Origin of the sequence: Paraeggerthella hominis (genome assembly GCF_021044775.1) — a bacterium.
In the GTDB taxonomy this organism is placed as follows: domain Bacteria; phylum Actinomycetota; class Coriobacteriia; order Coriobacteriales; family Eggerthellaceae; genus Paraeggerthella; species Paraeggerthella hominis.
This window is the reverse complement of sequence record NZ_JAJNOQ010000001.1, coordinates 279,051-298,001: the sequence shown is the minus strand read 5'-3', so window position 1 is coordinate 298,001 and position 18,951 is coordinate 279,051. Positions and strand designations below refer to the sequence as shown.

Annotated in this window: 18 protein-coding genes; 17 read left to right on the top strand and 1 reads right to left on the bottom strand. The window is 64.1% G+C overall.

Translation table 11 applies throughout. From position 1 onward, the window contains the following. Positions 1–7: 7 nt before the first annotated feature. Positions 8–892, bottom strand: coding sequence for a nucleoside hydrolase (locus LQE90_RS01305; protein WP_216528581.1), 885 nt, complete (start codon positions 890–892; stop codon positions 8–10). Positions 893–1,084: 192 nt separating this feature from the next. On the opposite strand from LQE90_RS01305, the gene LQE90_RS01300 reads away from it, so the two are divergent. The 17 genes from LQE90_RS01300 to LQE90_RS01220 all read left to right on the top strand — a co-directional run bounded on the left by LQE90_RS01300 (position 1,085) and on the right by LQE90_RS01220 (position 18,863). After that, positions 1,085–2,314 carry a heterodisulfide reductase-related iron-sulfur binding cluster gene (locus LQE90_RS01300; protein WP_216528580.1) on the top strand — a complete coding sequence of 410 codons (1,230 nt, stop codon included), beginning with the start codon at positions 1,085–1,087 and terminating at the stop codon, positions 2,312–2,314. A gap of 52 nt (positions 2,315–2,366) precedes the next feature. After that, on the top strand, positions 2,367–3,443 hold the full coding sequence (gene mtnA / locus LQE90_RS01295) for an S-methyl-5-thioribose-1-phosphate isomerase (RefSeq protein ID WP_216528579.1): 1,077 nt from the start codon (positions 2,367–2,369) through the stop codon (positions 3,441–3,443). Between the two features lie 148 nt (positions 3,444–3,591). After that, positions 3,592–4,635 carry a deoxyguanosinetriphosphate triphosphohydrolase gene (locus tag LQE90_RS01290; RefSeq protein ID WP_216528578.1) on the top strand — a complete coding sequence of 348 codons (1,044 nt, stop codon included), beginning with the start codon at positions 3,592–3,594 and terminating at the stop codon, positions 4,633–4,635. Between the two features lie 230 nt (positions 4,636–4,865). Continuing rightward, positions 4,866–5,552 carry an AzlC family ABC transporter permease gene (locus tag LQE90_RS01285; RefSeq protein ID WP_216528577.1) on the top strand — a complete coding sequence of 229 codons (687 nt, stop codon included), beginning with the start codon at positions 4,866–4,868 and terminating at the stop codon, positions 5,550–5,552. Beyond that, on the top strand, positions 5,552–5,884 hold the full coding sequence (locus tag LQE90_RS01280; protein WP_114565785.1) for an AzlD domain-containing protein: 333 nt from the start codon (positions 5,552–5,554) through the stop codon (positions 5,882–5,884). The genes LQE90_RS01285 and LQE90_RS01280 overlap by 1 nt, the downstream gene beginning before the upstream one ends. A gap of 144 nt (positions 5,885–6,028) precedes the next feature. Continuing rightward, positions 6,029–6,376, top strand: coding sequence for a 50S ribosomal protein L19 (gene rplS, locus LQE90_RS01275; RefSeq protein WP_114565784.1), 348 nt, complete (start codon positions 6,029–6,031; stop codon positions 6,374–6,376). Positions 6,377–6,501: 125 nt separating this feature from the next. Beyond that, positions 6,502–7,290, top strand: a complete 789-nt coding sequence (rnhB, locus tag LQE90_RS01270) for a ribonuclease HII (protein WP_216528576.1) — start codon at positions 6,502–6,504, stop codon at positions 7,288–7,290. Between the two features lie 387 nt (positions 7,291–7,677). Continuing rightward, entirely contained in the window at positions 7,678–8,184 is a 507-nt protein-coding gene (locus tag LQE90_RS01265) for a YraN family protein (protein WP_114565782.1), read from the top strand. Next, positions 8,184–9,677 carry a YifB family Mg chelatase-like AAA ATPase gene (locus tag LQE90_RS01260; protein ID WP_216528691.1) on the top strand — a complete coding sequence of 498 codons (1,494 nt, stop codon included), beginning with the start codon at positions 8,184–8,186 and terminating at the stop codon, positions 9,675–9,677. Before LQE90_RS01265 ends, LQE90_RS01260 begins: the two co-directional genes overlap by 1 nt. Further along, entirely contained in the window at positions 9,674–10,594 is a 921-nt protein-coding gene (gene dprA, locus LQE90_RS01255) for a DNA-processing protein DprA (protein ID WP_114565781.1), read from the top strand. Before LQE90_RS01260 ends, dprA begins: the two co-directional genes overlap by 4 nt. Positions 10,595–10,716: 122 nt before the next feature. Next, positions 10,717–12,141 (top strand): methylenetetrahydrofolate--tRNA-(uracil(54)-C(5))-methyltransferase (FADH(2)-oxidizing) TrmFO, encoded by a 1,425-nt coding sequence (gene trmFO, locus LQE90_RS01250; protein ID WP_216528575.1) that lies wholly within the window; start codon positions 10,717–10,719, stop codon positions 12,139–12,141. After that, a complete protein-coding gene (locus tag LQE90_RS01245; RefSeq protein ID WP_114565780.1) occupies positions 12,131–13,102 on the top strand; it encodes a tyrosine recombinase in 972 nt (323 codons plus the stop codon). Before trmFO ends, LQE90_RS01245 begins: the two co-directional genes overlap by 11 nt. Before the next feature lie 349 nt (positions 13,103–13,451). Next, positions 13,452–13,922 (top strand): hypothetical protein, encoded by a 471-nt coding sequence (locus LQE90_RS01240; RefSeq protein WP_114565779.1) that lies wholly within the window; start codon positions 13,452–13,454, stop codon positions 13,920–13,922. A 75-nt stretch (positions 13,923–13,997) separates the two neighbouring features. Beyond that, on the top strand, positions 13,998–14,666 hold the full coding sequence (locus tag LQE90_RS01235) for a response regulator transcription factor (RefSeq protein ID WP_114565778.1): 669 nt from the start codon (positions 13,998–14,000) through the stop codon (positions 14,664–14,666). Further along, a complete protein-coding gene (locus tag LQE90_RS01230; RefSeq protein WP_216528574.1) occupies positions 14,663–15,691 on the top strand; it encodes a sensor histidine kinase in 1,029 nt (342 codons plus the stop codon). The genes LQE90_RS01235 and LQE90_RS01230 overlap by 4 nt, the downstream gene beginning before the upstream one ends. A gap of 135 nt (positions 15,692–15,826) precedes the next feature. Further along, positions 15,827–16,666, top strand: a complete 840-nt coding sequence (locus LQE90_RS01225; RefSeq protein WP_114565776.1) for an ABC transporter ATP-binding protein — start codon at positions 15,827–15,829, stop codon at positions 16,664–16,666. Further along, positions 16,656–18,863, top strand: coding sequence for an FtsX-like permease family protein (locus LQE90_RS01220; RefSeq protein ID WP_216528573.1), 2,208 nt, complete (start codon positions 16,656–16,658; stop codon positions 18,861–18,863). Before LQE90_RS01225 ends, LQE90_RS01220 begins: the two co-directional genes overlap by 11 nt. Positions 18,864–18,951: the final 88 nt, after the last annotated feature.

Here is an 18,951-nt window from a genome sequence, read left to right as displayed (position 1 = left end):
GTCCCCCTTACAACCCCAGGCGCGCCAAGGCTCTCTCCCATGAGAGGAAAGCGTTTTCCTTGAATGCCTCCGGATCGATTATCCGCGGAACGCCGATGGACGCTCGAGGTGCGGTTGCCCGTGCGCTCTCGAGGTAGCCGACGGAGAGGAACGCGGCGTTGAGCGACACGTCTTGCCGTTGCTGGTCGAAGAGGTCCGGTTGGGCCAGGTAGGCGGCGGCCACAAGGTCCCAGCAGGTGAAGCCGTCCAGCCCGTACGCGTTCTCCATGGTGGAGAGCCAAGGGTCGCACGTGCGCGCGATCCACGAGTCGCCGCCGAATCGCGCCAGGAAGTCGTTACGGGAAAAGGTCGCCGGCAGGCAGTTCTGCGACGTGGCGATGCTGACCGGCGTCGGCGACGACAGTACCTCGAGCGTTGCCTGGGGGTCGCAGGAGAGGTTGAGCTCGTTCATGATGCGTCCGTTGATGACCAGGCTTTCCGTGACTCCTCCCATGAGCACCGTTTCGCGCAGGTTTCCGAAAAAGCCGGGGTCGATGCGCGCGGCCCCTTTCAGGTTCGTTAGCGATCCTAGCGCTAGAACGCTCAATGCGCCCCGGTCGTCCACCGCCGCTTGCGCAAGGAAGCGCGATGCTTCGCTTGTTTCGTCGAGGGGGTTCGCGCAGCCTTTCAGAATGGGCACGTCAAAGCTCCATTCCGCGAAGAGGCGCGTCGTGTTCTCGTGCACGACGTCGATGGACGAGTTCCCGTACGCGGTGCATGCGGCTTCGACCCGGACCGCATCGGGGTTGCCGAGCAGGTAGAGGAGGGCAAGGCCGTCGTCGACGTCGCATCGGGGCACCCCCATGGTGTTGTCGAAGTCGACGATGACGCGTTTCGGCGTTAGTGCGCTCATGACGTTCCTCTCTGGCAGCACGTGCGGCTTGGGCATGAAGAGCATTGTGAAATACTAGATCATATCTTATACTTGCAACAGTCTATAGTAAAGGGGCGGGGCTGCGACGGTGTTCGCAGCCCTTGCTGCTCGGACGTCGCGCGGCTTGCCGCGAGAGGCGGTTCGGGCGCAGACCGTGGGGGGCGGATCTCGATGGGCGATATCGTGTTCGATCGGTTGGAGCGCGCGTTTTCGGCGTGCTCGGGTTGCGGGGCCTGCGTCGACCGCTGCGAGGTTCTGAGCGATGCCGGGGTCTCGTCGTTGCGGGATCTGATCGAGCCGTTCAGAGGGGAGCCGTCCCTTGACGCGCTGCGCAGCGTGCCGGAGCTTGCGCTTGCGGTCAGGCGCTGCTGCATGTGCGGTTCCTGCACGTGCTCCTGCCCGACGGACGTCGACGCCCGCAGCGTTCTTGCGAGCTTGCGCGAAGTGCTCGCCCGCGTTGGCGCGACCACCATGGAGGGGTTCGAGTCTACGCAGGTCGACAAGGAATGGCATATCTTTTCGGTGTACCGGGCCGTTCACGGCATAGGCTACGCGGACCTTCCCTCTTGGGAAAGCGCGCGCGAGCTGGGATCGGACACCCTGTTCTTTCCCGGCTGCACGCTGGCGAGCTACGCGCCCGAGCTGACGCGGGAGGTGTTCTCGTTTTTGCAGGATCGGGGCATGAATCCCGTGATCTCTACCGATTGCTGCGGAAGCCCCCTCAAGTCCGGGGGGTTGGGAGAGCGCGTCCGAGCTTACAAGAGCGATATGGTGCGCCGTGCGCGCGAGGCCGGTATCGCGAAGGTCGTGTTCGCGTGTCCGGGCTGTCGCGACGAGTTTTCCGAAACGGAAGAATCGGAGGGCATGGAGTTCGTCGCCCTTCCTCGGCTTTTGGCCGATGCTGGCGTGAAGATAGGCAAGGACCGCGTGCTTGCTGCGGCGGGTTCGTCGGCGGGCGCGATGGCGCGCGCGGCTGTGTTCGACTCCTGCCACGACCGCGACGGCGCGTTCGGGGGTCCGCTTCGCTCTCTGTTCGAGGAAGGCGCGCTTTGCGAGTTTCCCCATTGCGGGCAACGTGCCCTTTGCTGCGGCGCGGGCGGCGCCGTTTCCCTTGTCGACCCCGGCCTGTGCGCGCGGCGGGCGCACCGCATCCTCGACGACGAGGCTTCGAGCGTCGGCGCGGCCGTGCTGGTTTCGAACTGTCCCACGTGCTCCTACACGTTTGCGGCGCAGCTGCGCGCCGACGAGCGGGCGGGCGCGGCCGATGCGCCCGTGCGGTCCCTCAACTACCTGGAGCTTGCGTTTGAGAACGGGTTCGATTGGGATTTGGCGTTCTACCAGCTTGAAACCATGTGGTCGGGGGAATACGGCGCGTGGGTCTGCCAGCAGCTTCTCGGTTAGCGCGCGAGGCTTGCGGTGCGCTACAATGCTGCAACCGAAGAAAGGACCTTTCATGAGCCAGCCCCTCCGTCTTGACCGATTGCCGCGCACCGTCGAGCTCGAACGCGACGGCGACGGTCGCGCGTGCTTCGCGTACGTAGACCAGCGCCTGCTGCCGGGCGAACTTTCCATAGTCCGCACGCATGATTGGCGCGCCGTCGTGCGGGCTATCGAGACGCTTGCGGTGCGCGGCGCGCCGGCTATCGGCGTAGCGGGGGCGGCCGCGGTGGCTGCGTGGGCATGCAACGAAGGAGCATCGGAGGCCGCGTCGCATGGATGCGCCGAGCAGGGTCTGCGCTTCTGGGAGCTGCTCGAGTCGGTTGCCGAGCGGATTGCGGGCGCTCGGCCCACGGCGGTCAACCTTGCCTGGGGCGTCGAGCGCGTCGCGGCTCTTGCGCGCGAGGCGCTGCGGGAGGGCGCGCTTCCGTCCGAGGTCGCCGAGACTCTGTTCGGCGAAGCGAAGCGCATGGAAGTCGAGGACGAGGCGGCGAACCGGGCCATCGGCGCGCACGGGGCGTCCCTGCTTCCTGCGGGCGCGCGGGTGCTCACCCACTGCAACGCCGGCAGCTTGGCGACCGTGTTCTACGGCACGGCGCTCGGCGTGGTGTACGCGGCGGCCGAGCGCGGCGGGATCGAGCGGGTGTACGCGGACGAGACCAGGCCGGTGGGGCAGGGCGCGCGACTGAGCGTTTGGGAGCTTTCCCGCGCGGGCGTTCCCACCACGCTCATCTGCGACGGCATGGCGGCAAGCCTTATGGCGAAGGGCCAGGTGGACGCCGTTGTCGTTGGGGCCGATCGCATCGCCGCCAACGGCGATGTGGCCAACAAGATAGGCACGTACGGCGTTGCCGTGCTGGCCGCCGAGCGCAACGTTCCCTTCTACGTGGCGGCTCCTACTTCCACCATCGATTTCTCCATTTCGGACGGTTCGCTCGTCCCCATCGAGGAGCGCGATCCGTCCGAAGTGCTGCCTTGCCCCATCGACGGCGTAGACGTGTGGAACCCGGCGTTCGACGTGACGCCCGCGCGCTACGTTTCCCGCATCGTCACCGAGCGAGGCGTCTTCTTGCCGCACGAGCTGTCGGACTAGGCGACAAGGCGGGGCAGGGGCCGCCAGCTTGCCTCCTGCTTCGCTTCAAGCCCGCTTCAAGTCTCGTCTCGTCGTTTCGTTTCCCCTGATGAAACGGCGCTGCATCTGGTACAATGCCGTTCAGGACGTCGGTTGCAAGGAGGATTCCATGCATGTCATCCATCGCGAAGACCAAGAGCAGCGAGAGCACGAGACGCTTTCCGCAGATGCGGCGTTCGCCGATCAGAGCGAAGGCCGGGATCGCTCGGCCGAGCCGGACGTTCTGCGCACCGATTACCAGCGCGACCGCGACAAGATCCTGCACACGAAGGCGTTTCGCCGGCTCTCGCATAAAACCCAGGTGTTCCTGGCGGCGGAGGGCGATCATTTTCGGACGCGCCTCACGCATACGCTCGAAGTGGCTCAGATCGCGCGGACCATCGCGCGCTCCCTGGGCTTGAACGAAGACCTCACCGAGGCCATCTCGCTCGGGCACGACCTGGGGCACACGCCGTTCGGGCATACGGGAGAGTCGGCCTTGGCGCGCTGCCTTGCCCGCCACAAGGGCATCGATCCGACGTCTTCTCAGGCAGCGGCGCTGTACCGGCACAACGAGCAGAGCCTGCGCGTGGTCGAGCGCATCGAAAACGGCGGGAAGGGCTTGAACCTCACGGCCGAGGTGCGCGACGGCATCCTCAACCACACGGGCGATCTTCGGGCCGAAACGCTGGAGGGCCGCATCGTCGGCACGGCGGATCGGATCGCCTACGTGAACCACGATATCGACGACGCTATTCGCGCGGGCGTCCTTTCCGAGTCCGACCTGCCCGCCGCCACGCACGCCGTTTTAGGGTCCGATCACTCTACGCGCATAGAGACCCTCGTGCGTGACATGGTGAAGACCTCCGCCGCGGTCGACGACATTCGCATGAGCAGCACGGTATGGGACGCGATGATGGAGCTGCGGGAGTTTTTGTTCGAGCGCGTGTACACCGCGCCGACCGTCACGGTCGAGGTGGAGAAGGCGACGCACCTTATCGAGGATTTGTTCGATTACTACGTCGATCACGTGGAAGAGGTGCCGCGCGAGTACCGCGACATTCCCGAAAGCGACGACCTGCGCGCCGTGGCCGATTACGTGGCCGGCATGACCGACCGCTACGCCAAGAACCTCTACCAGCAGCTTTTCATTCCGCATTCCCTGCATTTTTGATGCGCAGCGCGTTGGTACGCGGTTTGCTGCTCGCCTTGCGCGGCCGTTTCGCGCTTATGCGTTCACGCCGGCGGATTGTCGCCCGAAACGTACGCTTTTCTCTTCGATTCCGTACGTTTCGGGCGACAATCCGTTGCGTCCGCTGCAAATCGGGCTTCCTGACGGCAAGCTGACGGCAAGCGAGATTCCCCCATTGCGCATCTGCACAAAACTTGTATAATCGGGACGCTATGCTTACCGGGGATCACATAAAACAGTCGTTTCAAGCGGCGTTGCCCATCATGTTGGGTTACGTTGCCATCGGCATTCCCTGCGGCATCCTGTGCGACTCCATCGGACTGAACGCCTTGCAGGTGTTCTTGCTTTCGGCGCTGTTCTATTCCGGTGCGGGCCAGTTCATGATTCCCAATATGTGGCTGGCGGCTTCGCCCGTCGCATCCATCATCGCGAGCGTTTCTTTGGTCAACACGCGCCAGATGCTCTACTCGGCGGCGTTCGCGCCGGCGTGCCGCGGCGTGAGGAAGCGCCTGTCGTTTCTGTTCGCGGCTACCGTGACCGACGAAAGCTACGGGGTGAACGTGTCGAAGTTCGCCGAGGGGGAGTGGTCGGTCGGCCGCGCCACCATGGTGAACCTGTTCTCCCAAAGCTCTTGGGCGCTTTCGAACGTGGTGGGCGTGCTCGTGGGCAACGCCATCGGCATTCCGCTGGCCATTGCAGCGTTCGCCATGACCTCCATCTTCATCTGCCTGCTGGTCACCCAGAAGGTGTCGGCCGCTAACGTGATAGCCGCGGGCGTGGCCGTGCTGGGCGTGTTCGCGTGCAAGGCTGCGGGCTTCGGCGGCCCGGCGATCCTCGTGGGGTCGCTTGCGGGCGTTGCTGCGGCGCTGCTGTTCACGTGGGCAAGGAGGCGCGGATAATGGAAGCCATGGGATGGGGCGACTTTTTCGTCGTGTTCGCGTGCTGCGCGGTGACCATGCTGATATGTCGCGTGGTTCCCCTGTTCGTGCTCAAGGGGCGCAACCTGCCCGAGAACGTCGAGCGCGCGCTTGGGTTCATACCGCCGGCGGCGTTTGCCGCATTGGTGGCGAACGACCTGCTCACGCCCGGGATGTTCGACGCGGGCCTCTGGCCTGCCGCCGCTCCTTTGGTTGCCGCGCTGGTGGTTGCGCTGGTGGCATGGAAGACCAAGTCTCTTCTGTGGTGCGCCGTATCGGGCGTCGCCGCGTACGCGGTGCTCATGCTTTTCTAGGCGGGGTTTGGAGGTAGGCAAGTTTTTCCGAATAAGGCAAGGAATTGCCTTGCAAGCAGAAGCACATCGAGGTATACTGTCCAATCGTGTCTTTATGAGACAACACGAACGAGTTTTCACTGAACATATAAGAAGGAACGGGTCATGGATATCATTCGCGCCATTGAACAGCAGCAGATCAAGCAGGACGTCCCCGAATTCAACGTGGGCGACAACGTGAAGGTCCACTACCGCATCGTCGAGGGCAACCGCGAGCGCGTTCAGGTGTTCCAGGGCGACGTTATCCGCCGCCAGGGCGCTTCGAACCGCGAGACGTTCACCGTCCGCAAGATCAGCTTCTCCATCGGCGTGGAGCGCACCTTCCCCGTGCATTCCCCCAAGATCGAGAAGATCGAGGTCGTCCGTCGCGGTGACGTGCGTCGCGCCAAGCTCTACTACCTGCGCAACAAGGTGGGCAAGGCTGCCAAAATCAAGGAGAAGTCTTTCCGCTAAGCTCTGCGAAGCAACCTGTACAAGAACCCCTCGTTTCACACGGAGCGAGGGGTTCTTCTTTTGCATGCGGCGCTTCTGCTATGATGCGGTAGCGCCGATAGAAATCGGAGAGGGAGAGGGAACGCATGGGACTGACGGTAGCCGACATAAAGCAACGATTGCAGCAGGCTGACGAAGCCAAGTTCGCCGTGCTGGAGCGCTCTTTGGCGGCTGAGACGCGCAAAGGGGTGCTCGCCGCTATGGAGAGCGCGCGCAAGCGTCTTGCGGCGCAGGCTGCCGAGCGCGAGCGATTGGCTTCGATGTACGCGTACGAGCGCGAGCTGGCCGCAGCGCGCGGCGCGCGGGTGATCGTGGGGCTTGACGAAGTGGGGCGAGGTCCTTTGGCGGGCCCGTTGGCCGTAGGGGCGGTCGTGCTCCCCGACGAGCCCGTTATCGAGGGATTGAACGACTCGAAGCAGGTCAAGCCCGAGGCGCGGGAGCGTATAGCCGCTCAGATCAAAGAGGCGGCGCTCGCTTGGACGGTCGAGTACGTGGAGCCTGCCGACATCGATGCGTGCGGCATGACTGCAAGTTTGGTCACGGCTTTTCGGAGGGCCGTTGCAAGCGTGGAGCGCGCGGGCGTGCGTCCCGATGTGATTCTGCTTGACGGCAATCCCTTGCGCATGGATCCGCGCGAAGTGAACGTGGTGAAGGGAGACGGCCGCTGCGCCTCCATCGCTGCGGCTTCCATTGTGGCCAAGGTGGAGCGCGACGCGCTCATGTGCCGTTACGCCGAAGAGTATCCGGCTTACGGATTCGATTCGTGCAAAGGGTATGCGAGCGCCGCGCATATCGAGGCAATCAAGCGGTACGGCTTGACGCCCATCCATCGCGTCTCGTTCTGCACGGCGTTCACGCAGCCTGCTTTGTTCTAACGGTTTCTCCCCGAGCCCCGTCGGATGCTTCGACGGGGCTCGTTGCATTTCCGCCCGCCGCTGCCGGGGTTGATCGGGCGTTGACGCAGAGCGCGGAATGCGGCGCGCAGGGCTTCGCGCGCCGGACTGCATCAACCGCGGACCCCGGACGGCATCCTTTTGGTTTCCCCTTGTCTGACCTGGACGTTTTCAATCCTGCTTGATTCGTGCTGGAAGCGCGCTGGAAACGCGCTGGATTTTTGCTGGGTTCGCGCGCGAAACGCGCTGCATCTTGGTTGGAACCCGCGCTGATTCGAGCAGATTCGCGCAGGGTCGGCGCTAGACGCACGTCATGTTTCCGCTAGGTGCGCTCGCTATGATAGAGCCACGACGAAAGGGGGAACGGTTATGGAAGATCGAACGGGAGTTGCCGAGCGGGTTACGGCGCCGGCGCGCGACGAGGGAACGAGCCTGGAGGCTCGTTCAGGGGACGATCGGGGGAGGAAGCGAGGTCGGGGGCGCAAGAAGGGATCGGGCGCCGCTGCGGGCGCCGACTCGCACAACATCGAGCTTGGGAAGCGCGGCGAAGATGCCGCTGCCCGGTTCCTGTATCGACGGGGCTACGAGATCGTCGAGCGGAATTGGACGTGCTCGGCAGGGGAAGCCGACATCATCGCGCGAGATGAAGAGTGGGTGGTGTTCGTGGAGGTGAAAACGCGGTCGAGCTGCGAGAAGGGGTTTCCCTCGGAGGCGGTGGACCCTGAAAAGCGAAAGCGCTACGAGAACATAGCAGCTTTGTTTTTGAGGGACTACGACGTGGTCGACGTGCCGGTGCGCTTCGACGTGGTTTCCATCGTGCTGGTTGCGCCCGATCGAGCCATGATCCGCCATCACATCAACGCGTATTCGTCATGATGGCTGCGAGGGGGCGCTGCACGGTTCGCGCCGCTGCGGTTCGCGGCGTCGAGGCGGTGGCGGTGGACGTCGAGGTAAGCGTTTCGAACGGGATCCCCGGTTTCGCTATCGTGGGGATGGCCGACGCGTCGGTGCAGGAGTCGCGGGAGCGCGTAAAGGCCGCGCTGCGGTCATGCGGGTTTACGATGCCTGCGAGCAAAGTGGTGGTGAACCTTGCTCCGGGCACGCTCAGGAAGACGGGAACGGGGTTCGACCTGCCCATTGCCGCGGGCATCCTGTGCGCTACGGGGCAGGTGGACCCGCAGGCGGCGGAAGGGGTCTTGTTCGTGGGGGAGCTGTCGTTGGAGGGTGCGGTCAGGCCCGTTGCCGGCCTGCTCGCCCACGCGCTGTGCGCGAAGCGGTTGGGCTGCGCGTTGGCTGCCGCGCCCTCCGAGGGGCTGTACGCCGTCAAAGGCGTGGTGCATCGCTGCGTACAGAGCCTTTCCGACTTCCGCACGCTTCCGTTTCCCGTCATGACCGGGCGGCTTGCCAAGAGCAGCAAGGCATTGCCCGACTTTCGCGACATTGCGGGCCACAGCATGGCGAAGCGGGCTTTGCAGATAGCGGCGGCTGGAGGCCATGGGGTGCTCATGATGGGTCCTCCCGGCTCGGGCAAGACGATGCTGGCCTCGAGGCTGCCCTCCATTCTGCCTCCTTTGTCGAAAGACGAGGCGCTTGAAACGGCGGTGGTGCATTCGGTCGCGGGGGAAAGCCTGGAAGCCGTGCTCGGTGGCGCGCGCCCGTTTCGGAAGCCTCATCACTCGGCTACGCTGGCGGGTTTGGTCGGAGGCGGGTCCCCCGTTCGCCCGGGCGAGATAACCTTGGCCCACAACGGCGTTCTGTTCCTGGACGAGTTGGCGGAGTTTTCGCCTTCGGCGCTTCAGGGGATACGCCAGCCTTTGGAGGCGGGCCGGGTTACGGTTACGCGGGCGGACGGCAACATCGACTTTCCGGCGCGGTTCATGCTGGTGGCGGCCTCGAACCCGTGCCCATGCGGGTACTACGGCGACGAGGAGGAGCCGTGCACGTGCTCCCAGCGTCAGATCAAATTGTATCAAGGGCGCATCGGCGGTCCCATCATGGATCGCATCGACGTGCATATCGACGTGCGCCGCATACCTCCAGGCGAGGTGCTGGCAACCGGGTGCGGGACCGGCTCCGAAGAACTGCGCCGCGACGTGCTGCGGGCGCGGGAGTTCTCGTCGTGGAGGCGCGCGCGAGCCGCCGAGAGCAGGCCCGATACGTCGGAGGCCCTTGTGCGGGCCTGCGGCCTTTCGGACGACGACGAGAAGTTCCTCGAAGAGGTTGCCCAGGCAAGCCGCATGAGCGGCCGGGCCATCATGCGCACGCTTGCGCTGGCGCGCACGGTGGCGGACATGGAGGAGCGCGATCGCGTGGAGCGACGGCATTTGTGCGAAGCGGTGGGATTCAGGCTTCGGGAAGGGGAATCATGAGCGCGCGCGTGCAGGGGCGGCCTCTTTCGGGTCCGCGGCACGTGCTCGAACTGGGCGGAGGTGCCTACCCGAAGGCCCTTGCGGTCGTATCCAACCCGCCGAAGAAGCTGTACGTCGTTGGCAGCGCAGATGCTTTGCAGGAGGGGATCGCCATCGTGGGAGCCCGCAAGGCCACCCCTTATGGGCGCGGCTGCGCCCAGCGGTTCGCGCGTATTGCCGCCGAACGCGGCGTGTGCGTGGTGTCGGGCGGCGCGCGCGGCTGCGACGCCGCCGCCCATCGAGCGGCGCTCGATGCGGGAGGGCTTACGGTCGCGTTTCTGGGCGGAGGATGCGATCGCCCTTACCCTGCCGAGCACAGCGGCCTGTTCCAGCAGATCGTCGATGCCGGCGGTGCGGTGGCATCCGAGCATGAATGGGAAAAACCGCCTTTGCCTCATCAGTTCCGCACGAGGAACCGCCTTATAGCGGGACTCGCGCGAGCTACGCTCATCGTGGAGGCGGGGCTGCCGTCCGGGACGTTCTCGACCGCCGACGAGGCGCTGGCTGCGAACCGCGACGTCTTGGTGGTTCCCGGCGCCATCACAGCGGCTTCGTCGCGCGGCGCCAATCGATTGCTCTATCAGGGCGCGACGCCGGTGATCGACGACGAGACTTTCGAGGACGCGCTGTTCTCGCTGTTCGGTTGCTTGAAGCAGGAGCGCTTTTGCCCGGAAGGGACAAGCGCGGAAGACGAGGATCCGGTGGCGGCCGCCTTGCGCGCGGAGTCTTTGGGCATGGAGCGCTTGATGGATCTTGCGCGCGAGTGCTGCGACGGGGAGGACGCGCTTCCTTGGCTCATGCAACGGCTTGTCGAAGGCGAGCGCGCGGGCCTTTTCGCGCGGCATCCGGACGGCCGGTGGGGACCGGTGGTCCGATGACGCGCGTGTTCGGAGCAGGCTCATGTCCGGTTTCGGCGGCTTCGAAGGGGTTGTTGCGGCGAAGCGGGGGAGTTTCGCGGTTTTTGCCTTATGCGCGGCCGGGGTTTGGTATCCTTGCAGGCATGTCTAATTCAACGGTAACCATACTTGGAGCCGGGCTTGCGGGAAGCGAGGCCGCGCTGCAGCTTGCCGACCGCGGCGTTCGCGTCCGGCTTGTGGAGATGCGCCCGGTTTCGTCTACGCCCGTCCATGTGTCGTCGGACTGCGCTGAACTCGTGTGCTCGAACTCCCTCAAAAGCACGAAGCCGCAAAGCGCCGCCGGCATGCTCAAGCGCGAGCTTGCCCTGCTCGGCTCGCAGGTTTATGCGGCGGCCGAGCGCAACGCGGTTCCCGCTGGCGGCGCGCTTGCGGTCGATCGCGCCGCTTTTTCCGCCGACGTGACCGAGCGGATCGCGGCGCATCCTTTGATCGAGCTGGTTCGGGAGGAAGCGACCGGCCTTGCGGCGTACGCGCAGGGAACGGACGCCCTGGTGGTCGCCACGGGCCCGCTCACCTCCGATGCGCTTGCCGAGGACCTTGCTCGATTCACGGGCGGAGAGCATCTGGCGTTCTACGATGCCGCGGCCCCCATCGTCATGGCCGATTCCCTTGATTTCGGCAAGCTGTTTCGCCAGAGCCGCTACGAGGACGCCGAAGCCGGCGCGGGCGACTACCTCAACGCGCCGTTCAGCCGCGAGGAGTACGAGGCGTTCATCGAAGAGCTGGTGAACGCGGAGCGCGTCATCAAGCGCGATTTCGAGACGCGCGACCTGTTCCAGGCGTGCCAGCCTATCGAGGAGATCGCCCGCAAGGGCGCGGACGCGCCTCGGTTCGGAACGCTCAAGCCGGTGGGGTTGACCGACCCCCGTACGGGCCGGCGGCCTTGGGCCGCCCTGCAGCTGCGGGCGGAAGACGCGCAGGGCATGAGCTACAACCTGGTGGGTTTCCAGACGAACCTGACGTTTCCCGAGCAGCGTCGCGTGTTTCGCATGATCCCCGGTTTGGAGAACGCGGAGTTCGCTCGTTACGGCGTGATGCATCGCAACACGTTCGTCGATGCCCCGCGCTTGCTGGATGCGCAGCTGCGTCTTCGCCTTGACGCGCTGCCCGGTTCGACGGTCCCGGTGTTCGTTGCCGGACAGCTTGCCGGCACCGAAGGGTATTGCGAGGCTATCCGATCAGGCTTGCACGTAGCCCTGTCGACGGCGGCGTTCCTGAAGGGGCAGAGCCTGCCCGAGCTTCCGCGCGACACGGCTTTTGGTGCCCTTATGGCCTACGCGACCGATCCTGCTACGGTGGACTACCAGCCCATGCACGTGAACTTCGGCATCATGGCCCCGCTCGACCAGCATATCCGCAACAAGCGCGATCGCTACGCTGCGTACGCCGAGCGCGGCGAGCGGGCGTTGCTGGCGTATCGCGACGGCCTTGCCGCTTGCGGTTTGCTGCCGTCGGCCGAAGCCGACGTTGAAGCAGGCCATGGGGAGGCGCGCGTCGATGCCCGCTGAGCTCGGCGGTTCGCCCGACGCTGTCGATCGACCTGAGTGCGACCCGGTTGCCGCGACCATGATCGAGGCGTTCTGCGAGGCTATGCGCGTGGAGCGCAACGCTTCCATCCATACCGTGCGCGCTTATCGGATCGATCTGCTGGACTATGCGCGCTGGGCGTGGCGCGAGGATATCGACCCTTTGCGAGCAAGTCACCGTCAGCTCCGCCGCTATCTGGGCGAGCTCGACCATGCTCAGTACTCGCGCACTACCATCAATCGGCGGCTATCGGCGTTGCGCAGCTTCTTTCGCTGGCTCAACGTGACGGGCGCTGCCGACGAGGATCCCGCCAGCGTGCTGCAGGGGCCCAAGCAGCCGAAGAGCCTACCGCATGTTATCCGGCCTGCCGACATGGTGAAACTGCTCTCTGTGTACGGAAAGCGGGATTCGGCCGGCAACGTGCGCGGCCAGTCGTATTCCGACATGCGCAACCAGGCGCTGCTCGAGTTTCTGTACGCGTGCGGCGCGCGCGTGTCGGAAGCATCCGGCTTGCTCTCGGCGCACGTGGACTTCGCGACCGGCCAGGTCAAGGTGTTCGGCAAGGGGTCCAAGGAGCGCATTATCCCGCTGCACGACATGGCGGTGTCGTCGATGCGGACCTACGCCCTGATAGCCCGCCCCAACCTGCTTGGAGATCGCGCCTGCGATTACTTTTTCGTGTCGACGCGTGGAAACCGGATGGGTACGGACGCTATGCGCAAGATGTTCAAGGACGCGGTGCGCAAAGCCGGTCTGGACGGGACGCTGTCTCCCCACGACATGCGGCACACGTTCGCCACGGATTTGCTGGAGGGCGGCGCGGATCTGCGCACCGTGCAGGAAATGCTCGGGCACGCCAGCTTGTCCACGACGCAGATCTACACCCATCTGACGCCCGGGCGCCTCAAGAAGGTTCACGCGCAGGCTCATCCGCGCGGCTAGACCCGCTTTTTCCAACATGGTTGCGGCCTCGTGACTGCTGCTTGACGCTTTGCGTTCGCCGTGCGGGCGCGGGCTTTGTCCCTTCATACTGGGTTCGGCTGCTACGAGCATGCCGGCGGAATTCGGACGAATGGGCGGGAGGAAGCGTATGAGCCGGAAGATGAGGGCGTTTGCCTGCGCGGCTGCGGCGGTGCTTTCCCTGGTTCCGTTTCTTGGAGGTTGCTCGGGATTTTGGTTTTGATCGGGCGTCGTGCAGGCTTGCCGGGCGCGCCTCTGTTTGCAACCCCGTGCAAGAAGCCTATAATAGCGAAACGTCAATGACGGGGCGTTGCGGTGAAGGGACGAGCTCATGCTGAAGATATCGACTGAGAAGCTGCTGTTGGTAGCGGGCATCGTGTGGTTCATCGCGGGCGTCAACATCGCCAACATCGGCATAGCCGCCTATTTCAACGAAACCGGCTGGCTGTTCTGGGCCTTGGTCGGAGGGACGCTGCTGATCTTCATCTTGTTCCATATCTTCGTGTTCTCGAAGATGGTGGGCAAGCATGCCGAGCGCATCAGGGGCTACAGCGAGGATAAAACGCACGTTCTGAAGTTCTTCGACAAGAAAGGCTACATCGTCATGGCGTGCATGATGGGCTTCGGCATTGCCCTGCGCGCTTCAGGCTTGGTGCCCGACTGGTTCATCGCGTTTTTCTACACCGGTTTGGGCGCGGCTCTTGCGGTGGCGGGGGTCAGCTTCGTCCTGCGGTACTTCAGAAGCGCGAAGGTCGGTTGCCCGGTGTTGCCGAAGACGTACGCGAACCACGACAAGGATTAGCGTTTCGGGCCGAGGGAGGCTTTTCGACGCAGTTCTGGGAAACGCGCGCCGCCAGGTGCCGCTCGGAGGAGGATCATGGCTCGGATATTTGTGGTCGAAGACGATGCGTCGCTGCGCGAGGAGCTTATGCGTCTGCTCGAGCTGCAGGGGCATTTCGCCTCGACGAGCACGGACTTCAACCGGATTGCCGAGGCGGCGCTTGCCGACGATCCCGATTGCGTGATCTTGGACTTGAAGCTGCCGGGGCCCGGCGGGCATGCCGTATGCCGAGACATACGGCGGACCAGCCAGGTTCCCATCATCATGCTCACCTCGTCTGACAGCGAGTTCGACGAGGTCATGAGCATGAACCTGGGTGCCGACGACTACGTGACCAAGCCCTACAATCCCGCCGTGCTGCTCGCCCGCATCCAGTCGGTGCTGCGGCGGGTCCAGCGACAGGAGCCGCCTTCTCGCATCGAGCACAAAGGCGTCGTGCTCGATGCCGGTCGCGGGCGGGTTTCGTACGAGGGCGAATCCACCGAGCTCACGCGAAACGAACTGAAGATCCTGCACCTTCTCATGTCGAATCGCGACGTCATCATCTCGCGTCAGGACCTCATGATGGAGCTGTGGCAATCCGATGCGTTCATCGACGACAACACCCTGACCGTCAACATCAACCGCCTGAGGAAAAGCCTCTCGTCTATCGGAGTGCCCGACGATTTCCTGGTTACGCGGCGGGGTCAGGGCTACCTGGTATGACGCCGGGTTCCTACTGCAAAGACCGGGCGGTGTTCATCGTCGCCGGCGTTGCGTGCGCCCTGGGCATGGCCAGCATGATCGCGCTGCTGGATCAGGGCTTCGATGCCGCGGTTCTGTCCGCGACGTTCGTGGGAGCGTGCTGGGCGAGCGCTTTGGCGTTGGATTACGCTCGCCGTCGACGTTTTTGTCGGGAGCTCGACACCTTGTCCGAGGAACTCGACCAGGCGTACTACGCTTCGGCGCTTCTGGAGGAGCCCTCGTTTCTGGAAGGCCGGCTTGCCTACCGAGCGCTCGAGCGGGTGGGCAAAGCGGCAGCTGACGACGTGGCGCATCACAAGCAGGAAGCCGAAGCCTACCGCGAGTACGTCGAGCTGTGGATTCACGAGGTCAAAACCCCTATCGCTGCCGCCGCGCTTATGGCGTCGGGGCTTCGCGGAAGCGAGGGATCGAGGATCAAGGGGGAGATCGACCGCATTGAATCCTATGTCGAGCAAGCTCTGTACTATGCTCGCTCCACGTCGCTCGAGCGGGATTACGCCATACGGGAAACCGTGCTTGCCGCGGTGGTGCGCGAGGCATGCAAGAAGAACGCCCGCTACTTGATCGAGCGGGGAACCTTGCCGGTCATCGAAGTGGACGAGGATGCGCGGGTGTTCGCGGACGGCAAGTGGCTTGGCTTCATCATCGGGCAGGTGCTTTCGAACTCGGCGAAGTACGGGGCGACCTCGGTTCGGTTCTCGCTGCGCGAGGCCGACCTGGGAACGAAGGACGCGTGCTCGATGCTCGAGATCGCAGACGACGGGCGCGGCATTCCGGCTGCCGACGTGCCGCGCGTGTTCGAACGCGGATTCACCGGATCGAACGGTCGGGAGCAGGGAAGCTCGACCGGCATGGGCTTGTACCTGGTTTCTCAAATGTGCCGCAAAATGGGCTTGGGCGTGGCGATCGCTTCCGAAGAAGGGGTTGGCACGCGCGTGCTGATACGGTTCCCGCACGACCGCCGCCGTTTGGACGCGGGCCGGTAAGCATCGATCGCCTGCGGTTTCTCCGTGCGCCTTCCAACCTTTCAAATCCGTAAGGGCAGTGTAAGTTCGCCCGATGGCTCTTCGTTTCCGCGCGGCGTACTATCGTTGCAGTCCGAAAAACGCAAAGGAGCAATCATGACTGAAGTGTACGCGACGCCGCAGGATGCCGCCGCAGACGGCTGCGGTAAAGTCGCGCCCGTGGGAGGCGCGCACCCTATTCTGTCCGTTCGTCAGATCCAGAAGGTGTACGGTAGCCGCGATTCCGTGACGCACGCCATCAACGACATCAGCTTCGACGTCGTGCCGGGCGAGTTTCTGGGGATCATGGGCCCTTCGGGTTCCGGTAAGACGACGCTATTGAACTGCGTCGCCACCATCGACACGGTGACGAGCGGGCATATCCTGGTGGACGGGCGCGACATCACCACGCTTCGTTCCCGCGCGCTCGCGAAGTTTCGCCGCGACGACCTGGGGTTCGTGTTCCAGGATTCCAACCTGCTCGACACCCTTACCGGGTTCGAGAACATCGCGCTGGCGCTCACCGTCAAGGGCGATCCGGCTTCTACGGTGAAGCCTAAGGTGGAGGCCGTGGCTCGCACGCTCGGCGTGTCGGAAGTGCTGGGCAAGTACCCCTACCAAATGTCGGGAGGCCAGAAGCAGCGCGTCGCTGCGGCGCGCGCCATCGTGGCCGATCCCAAGATCGTTTTGGCCGACGAGCCTACGGGCGCCCTTGATTCGCGCAGCGCTCAAGCCATGCTCGACACGCTGACCATGATGAACCGCGACCTGGGCGCCACCATCATGATGGTCACGCACGATTCGTTTGCCGCCTCGTTCGCCGACCGCATCCTGTTCGTCAAAGACGGCGCGGTGTTCAACGAGATCCGACGCGGCGACACGTCGCGGTCGGCCTTCTTCGCGCGCATCATGGAAGTGGTCACGTTCCTGGGCGGTGACGTGCGCGATGCTGGCTAAACTCGCTGTTCGCAACGTTCGCCGCTCGGTGCGCGACTATGCTATCTACTTCGTGACGCTCGTGTTCGGGGTGGCGGTGTTCTATGCGTTCAACTCCGTGCAGAGCCAGTCGATCCTGTTCGATTTGGAGGGCGCCTCGACCGAGGGCGTGTTCAACCTGACGGGCCAGTTCCTGGGCATGTTCTCGGTTCTGATCGCGTTCGTTCTGGGCTTTTTGGTGGTCTATTCGAACCGCTTTCTCATCAAGCGCCGCAAGCAGGAGTTCGGCACCTACCTTCTTCTGGGCATGCGGCCCGGGCAGGTGTCGGCCATCGTGCTCATGGAAACGATCGCGGTGGGCGCGGTGTCGCTTGTCGTGGGCCTTGCTCTGGGCGTGGCGCTGTCGCAGGGCCTGTCGTTTTTCACGGCGGGGCTCTTCAACATCCCCATGCAACAGTACCGGTTCGTGTTCTCTTCGGAAGCGTTTGCCCTGACGCTTGCGTGCTTCACGATCATCTTCGTGGTGGTTGCGGCGTTCAACACGTTGTCCATCAGGCGCTACAAGCTGATCGACCTGCTGTCGGCGAAAAGCCGTAACGAGGGCTTTCGCGTGCGCAGCCCATGGGTGAGCCTGGTCGGGTTCGTGGTGTCCGTGGTGCTGCTGGCTGCGGCGTACAAGACGCTCATCGATTTCGGGATGATGGATTTCGATCGCGAGTTTTTCCTGGCGACCGCGCTTATGCTGGTGGGAACGTTCCTGTTCTTCTGGTCGGCGGCCGGGTTCGCGCTCATCGTGGTCGAGCGCACGCGCGGCGTGTACTTCAAGGGGCTGGCCATGTTCACCATGCGCCAGATCGCCAGCAAAGTGAACACCGCGTTTTTGTCGCTTTCGGTGATATGCGTCATGCTGTTCTTCTCGTTGACCGTGTTCTCCACGGGCGCGGGCTTGGTGAGCGTGTTCACGGGGGATCTCGAGCGAAGCACGCAGTTCGACGCCACGCTCACGGCCAACGTGTACTTGGGCCATGGCGATTTGGCGCAGGATCGCCTTGAGAAGATGCGCGAGGAGGATCCCGCGGAGGCCCAGGCATACCTTCAGCGGGAAATGGAGCGCGCTCGACAGCTGCGCGAAGAGGGCGAGTCCTGGAACTGGGACATCGCTGCGCGCATTTCCGCCGGCGCCCCTTCATGGAACGACTTCGTGAAGGAATCGGTTCAGGCCGACCTGTACCAGCCGGCCGAGGGAACCACCACGTACGGCGAGTTCATGGATCGCTACCAGGTGGGCACGGGCAATTCCCTGCAGGATAGCGGCATTCGCACTCAGCCTCTGATGGTCGTGGGCGAATCGCAGTTCAACGCCGTACGCGCGTTGACCGGCCAAGACCCGGTCAACGTGGGGGAGGACGGCTACATTGTGAGCAATGCCGTGAGGGCGGTCGAGGACCTGGCGCGCGCGCTGGCCGAAAAGGGACGCCAGGTGAACGTGGCGGGCCGCACGCTCACGGCGACGGGCGCGTACGTCGAGCAGGTGCTGGCCACGTCTCCGTTCGTCAACGATGCGGGCATCGTGGTCGTGCCCGATTCCGTGATCGCCGAGGTGCGCGCGTCCGAAGTGATGCCCTACATGAGCTATCTGGACGTGAACTACTCCGTGGATGCGGCGCAGGGCGACAAGATGCTCGACGACGCTTTGGCTCAGGCGTTTCCGCCCGACAACCAGCAGACGAACGCCGGTTGGTCGTACGGGTCGCAGCCCTGGCCCGTAACCACGGTCATGACCAAGTCCGGAGTGATCGAGCAGGCGGGCGGCATGAACGTGCTCATCACGTACTTGGCGCTCTACATCGGGTTCACCTTCCTGATCACCACGGCGGCCATGCTGGCCATCCAGCAGCTGTCGGAGACGAGCGATTCCCTGCCGCGGTACAAGGTGCTCGCGCAAATCGGCTGCGATCGCCGCATGATCTTGGGGTCGCTGCGCACGCAGGTGCTCGTGTACTTCTTGGCGCCGTTGGGGCTTGCCGTATGCCATGCGGTGTGCGCCGTCAGCGTGATCGGTTCGAGCGTGTTCGACCTGCTGGGCGTGTCCGTGAGCGGCCCCATCCTGATGACGGGCGCGCTGACCGTGCTCGTGTACGGAAGCTATCTGGCGGTGACGTACTTCACGTGCCGGGGAATCATCAGAAGCTCGCTCGGATCGAAGCTTTTGGGATAGGCTGTCTGCGCGATCGAACGTGCGGGCATCCGTTCGGGCGTCCCGCAATGAGTCGGAGGCCCCCTTGTCTCGGCGAGACGAGGGGGCC

What these genes read in the sequence shown, in the direction of transcription:
- LQE90_RS01305 (WP_216528581.1), bottom strand. Translation starts at nt 892, where the DNA reads ATGAGCGCACTAACGCCGAAACGCGTCATCGTCGACTTCGACAACACC.
- LQE90_RS01300 (WP_216528580.1), top strand. Translation starts at nt 1,085, where the DNA reads ATGGGCGATATCGTGTTCGATCGGTTGGAGCGCGCGTTTTCGGCGTGC.
- LQE90_RS01230 (WP_216528574.1), top strand. Translation starts at nt 14,663, where the DNA reads ATGACGCCGGGTTCCTACTGCAAAGACCGGGCGGTGTTCATCGTCGCC.
- LQE90_RS01225 (WP_114565776.1), top strand. Translation starts at nt 15,827, where the DNA reads ATGACTGAAGTGTACGCGACGCCGCAGGATGCCGCCGCAGACGGCTGC.
- LQE90_RS01260 (WP_216528691.1), top strand. Translation starts at nt 8,184, where the DNA reads ATGGCTGCGAGGGGGCGCTGCACGGTTCGCGCCGCTGCGGTTCGCGGC.
- LQE90_RS01220 (WP_216528573.1), top strand. Translation starts at nt 16,656, where the DNA reads ATGCTGGCTAAACTCGCTGTTCGCAACGTTCGCCGCTCGGTGCGCGAC.
- rplS (WP_114565784.1), top strand. Translation starts at nt 6,029, where the DNA reads ATGGATATCATTCGCGCCATTGAACAGCAGCAGATCAAGCAGGACGTC.
- LQE90_RS01235 (WP_114565778.1), top strand. Translation starts at nt 13,998, where the DNA reads ATGGCTCGGATATTTGTGGTCGAAGACGATGCGTCGCTGCGCGAGGAG.
- mtnA (WP_216528579.1), top strand. Translation starts at nt 2,367, where the DNA reads ATGAGCCAGCCCCTCCGTCTTGACCGATTGCCGCGCACCGTCGAGCTC.
- LQE90_RS01285 (WP_216528577.1), top strand. Translation starts at nt 4,866, where the DNA reads ATGCTTACCGGGGATCACATAAAACAGTCGTTTCAAGCGGCGTTGCCC.
- rnhB (WP_216528576.1), top strand. Translation starts at nt 6,502, where the DNA reads ATGGGACTGACGGTAGCCGACATAAAGCAACGATTGCAGCAGGCTGAC.
- LQE90_RS01280 (WP_114565785.1), top strand. Translation starts at nt 5,552, where the DNA reads ATGGAAGCCATGGGATGGGGCGACTTTTTCGTCGTGTTCGCGTGCTGC.
- dprA (WP_114565781.1), top strand. Translation starts at nt 9,674, where the DNA reads ATGAGCGCGCGCGTGCAGGGGCGGCCTCTTTCGGGTCCGCGGCACGTG.
- trmFO (WP_216528575.1), top strand. Translation starts at nt 10,717, where the DNA reads ATGTCTAATTCAACGGTAACCATACTTGGAGCCGGGCTTGCGGGAAGC.
- LQE90_RS01240 (WP_114565779.1), top strand. Translation starts at nt 13,452, where the DNA reads ATGCTGAAGATATCGACTGAGAAGCTGCTGTTGGTAGCGGGCATCGTG.
- LQE90_RS01245 (WP_114565780.1), top strand. Translation starts at nt 12,131, where the DNA reads ATGCCCGCTGAGCTCGGCGGTTCGCCCGACGCTGTCGATCGACCTGAG.
- LQE90_RS01290 (WP_216528578.1), top strand. Translation starts at nt 3,592, where the DNA reads ATGCATGTCATCCATCGCGAAGACCAAGAGCAGCGAGAGCACGAGACG.
- LQE90_RS01265 (WP_114565782.1), top strand. Translation starts at nt 7,678, where the DNA reads ATGGAAGATCGAACGGGAGTTGCCGAGCGGGTTACGGCGCCGGCGCGC.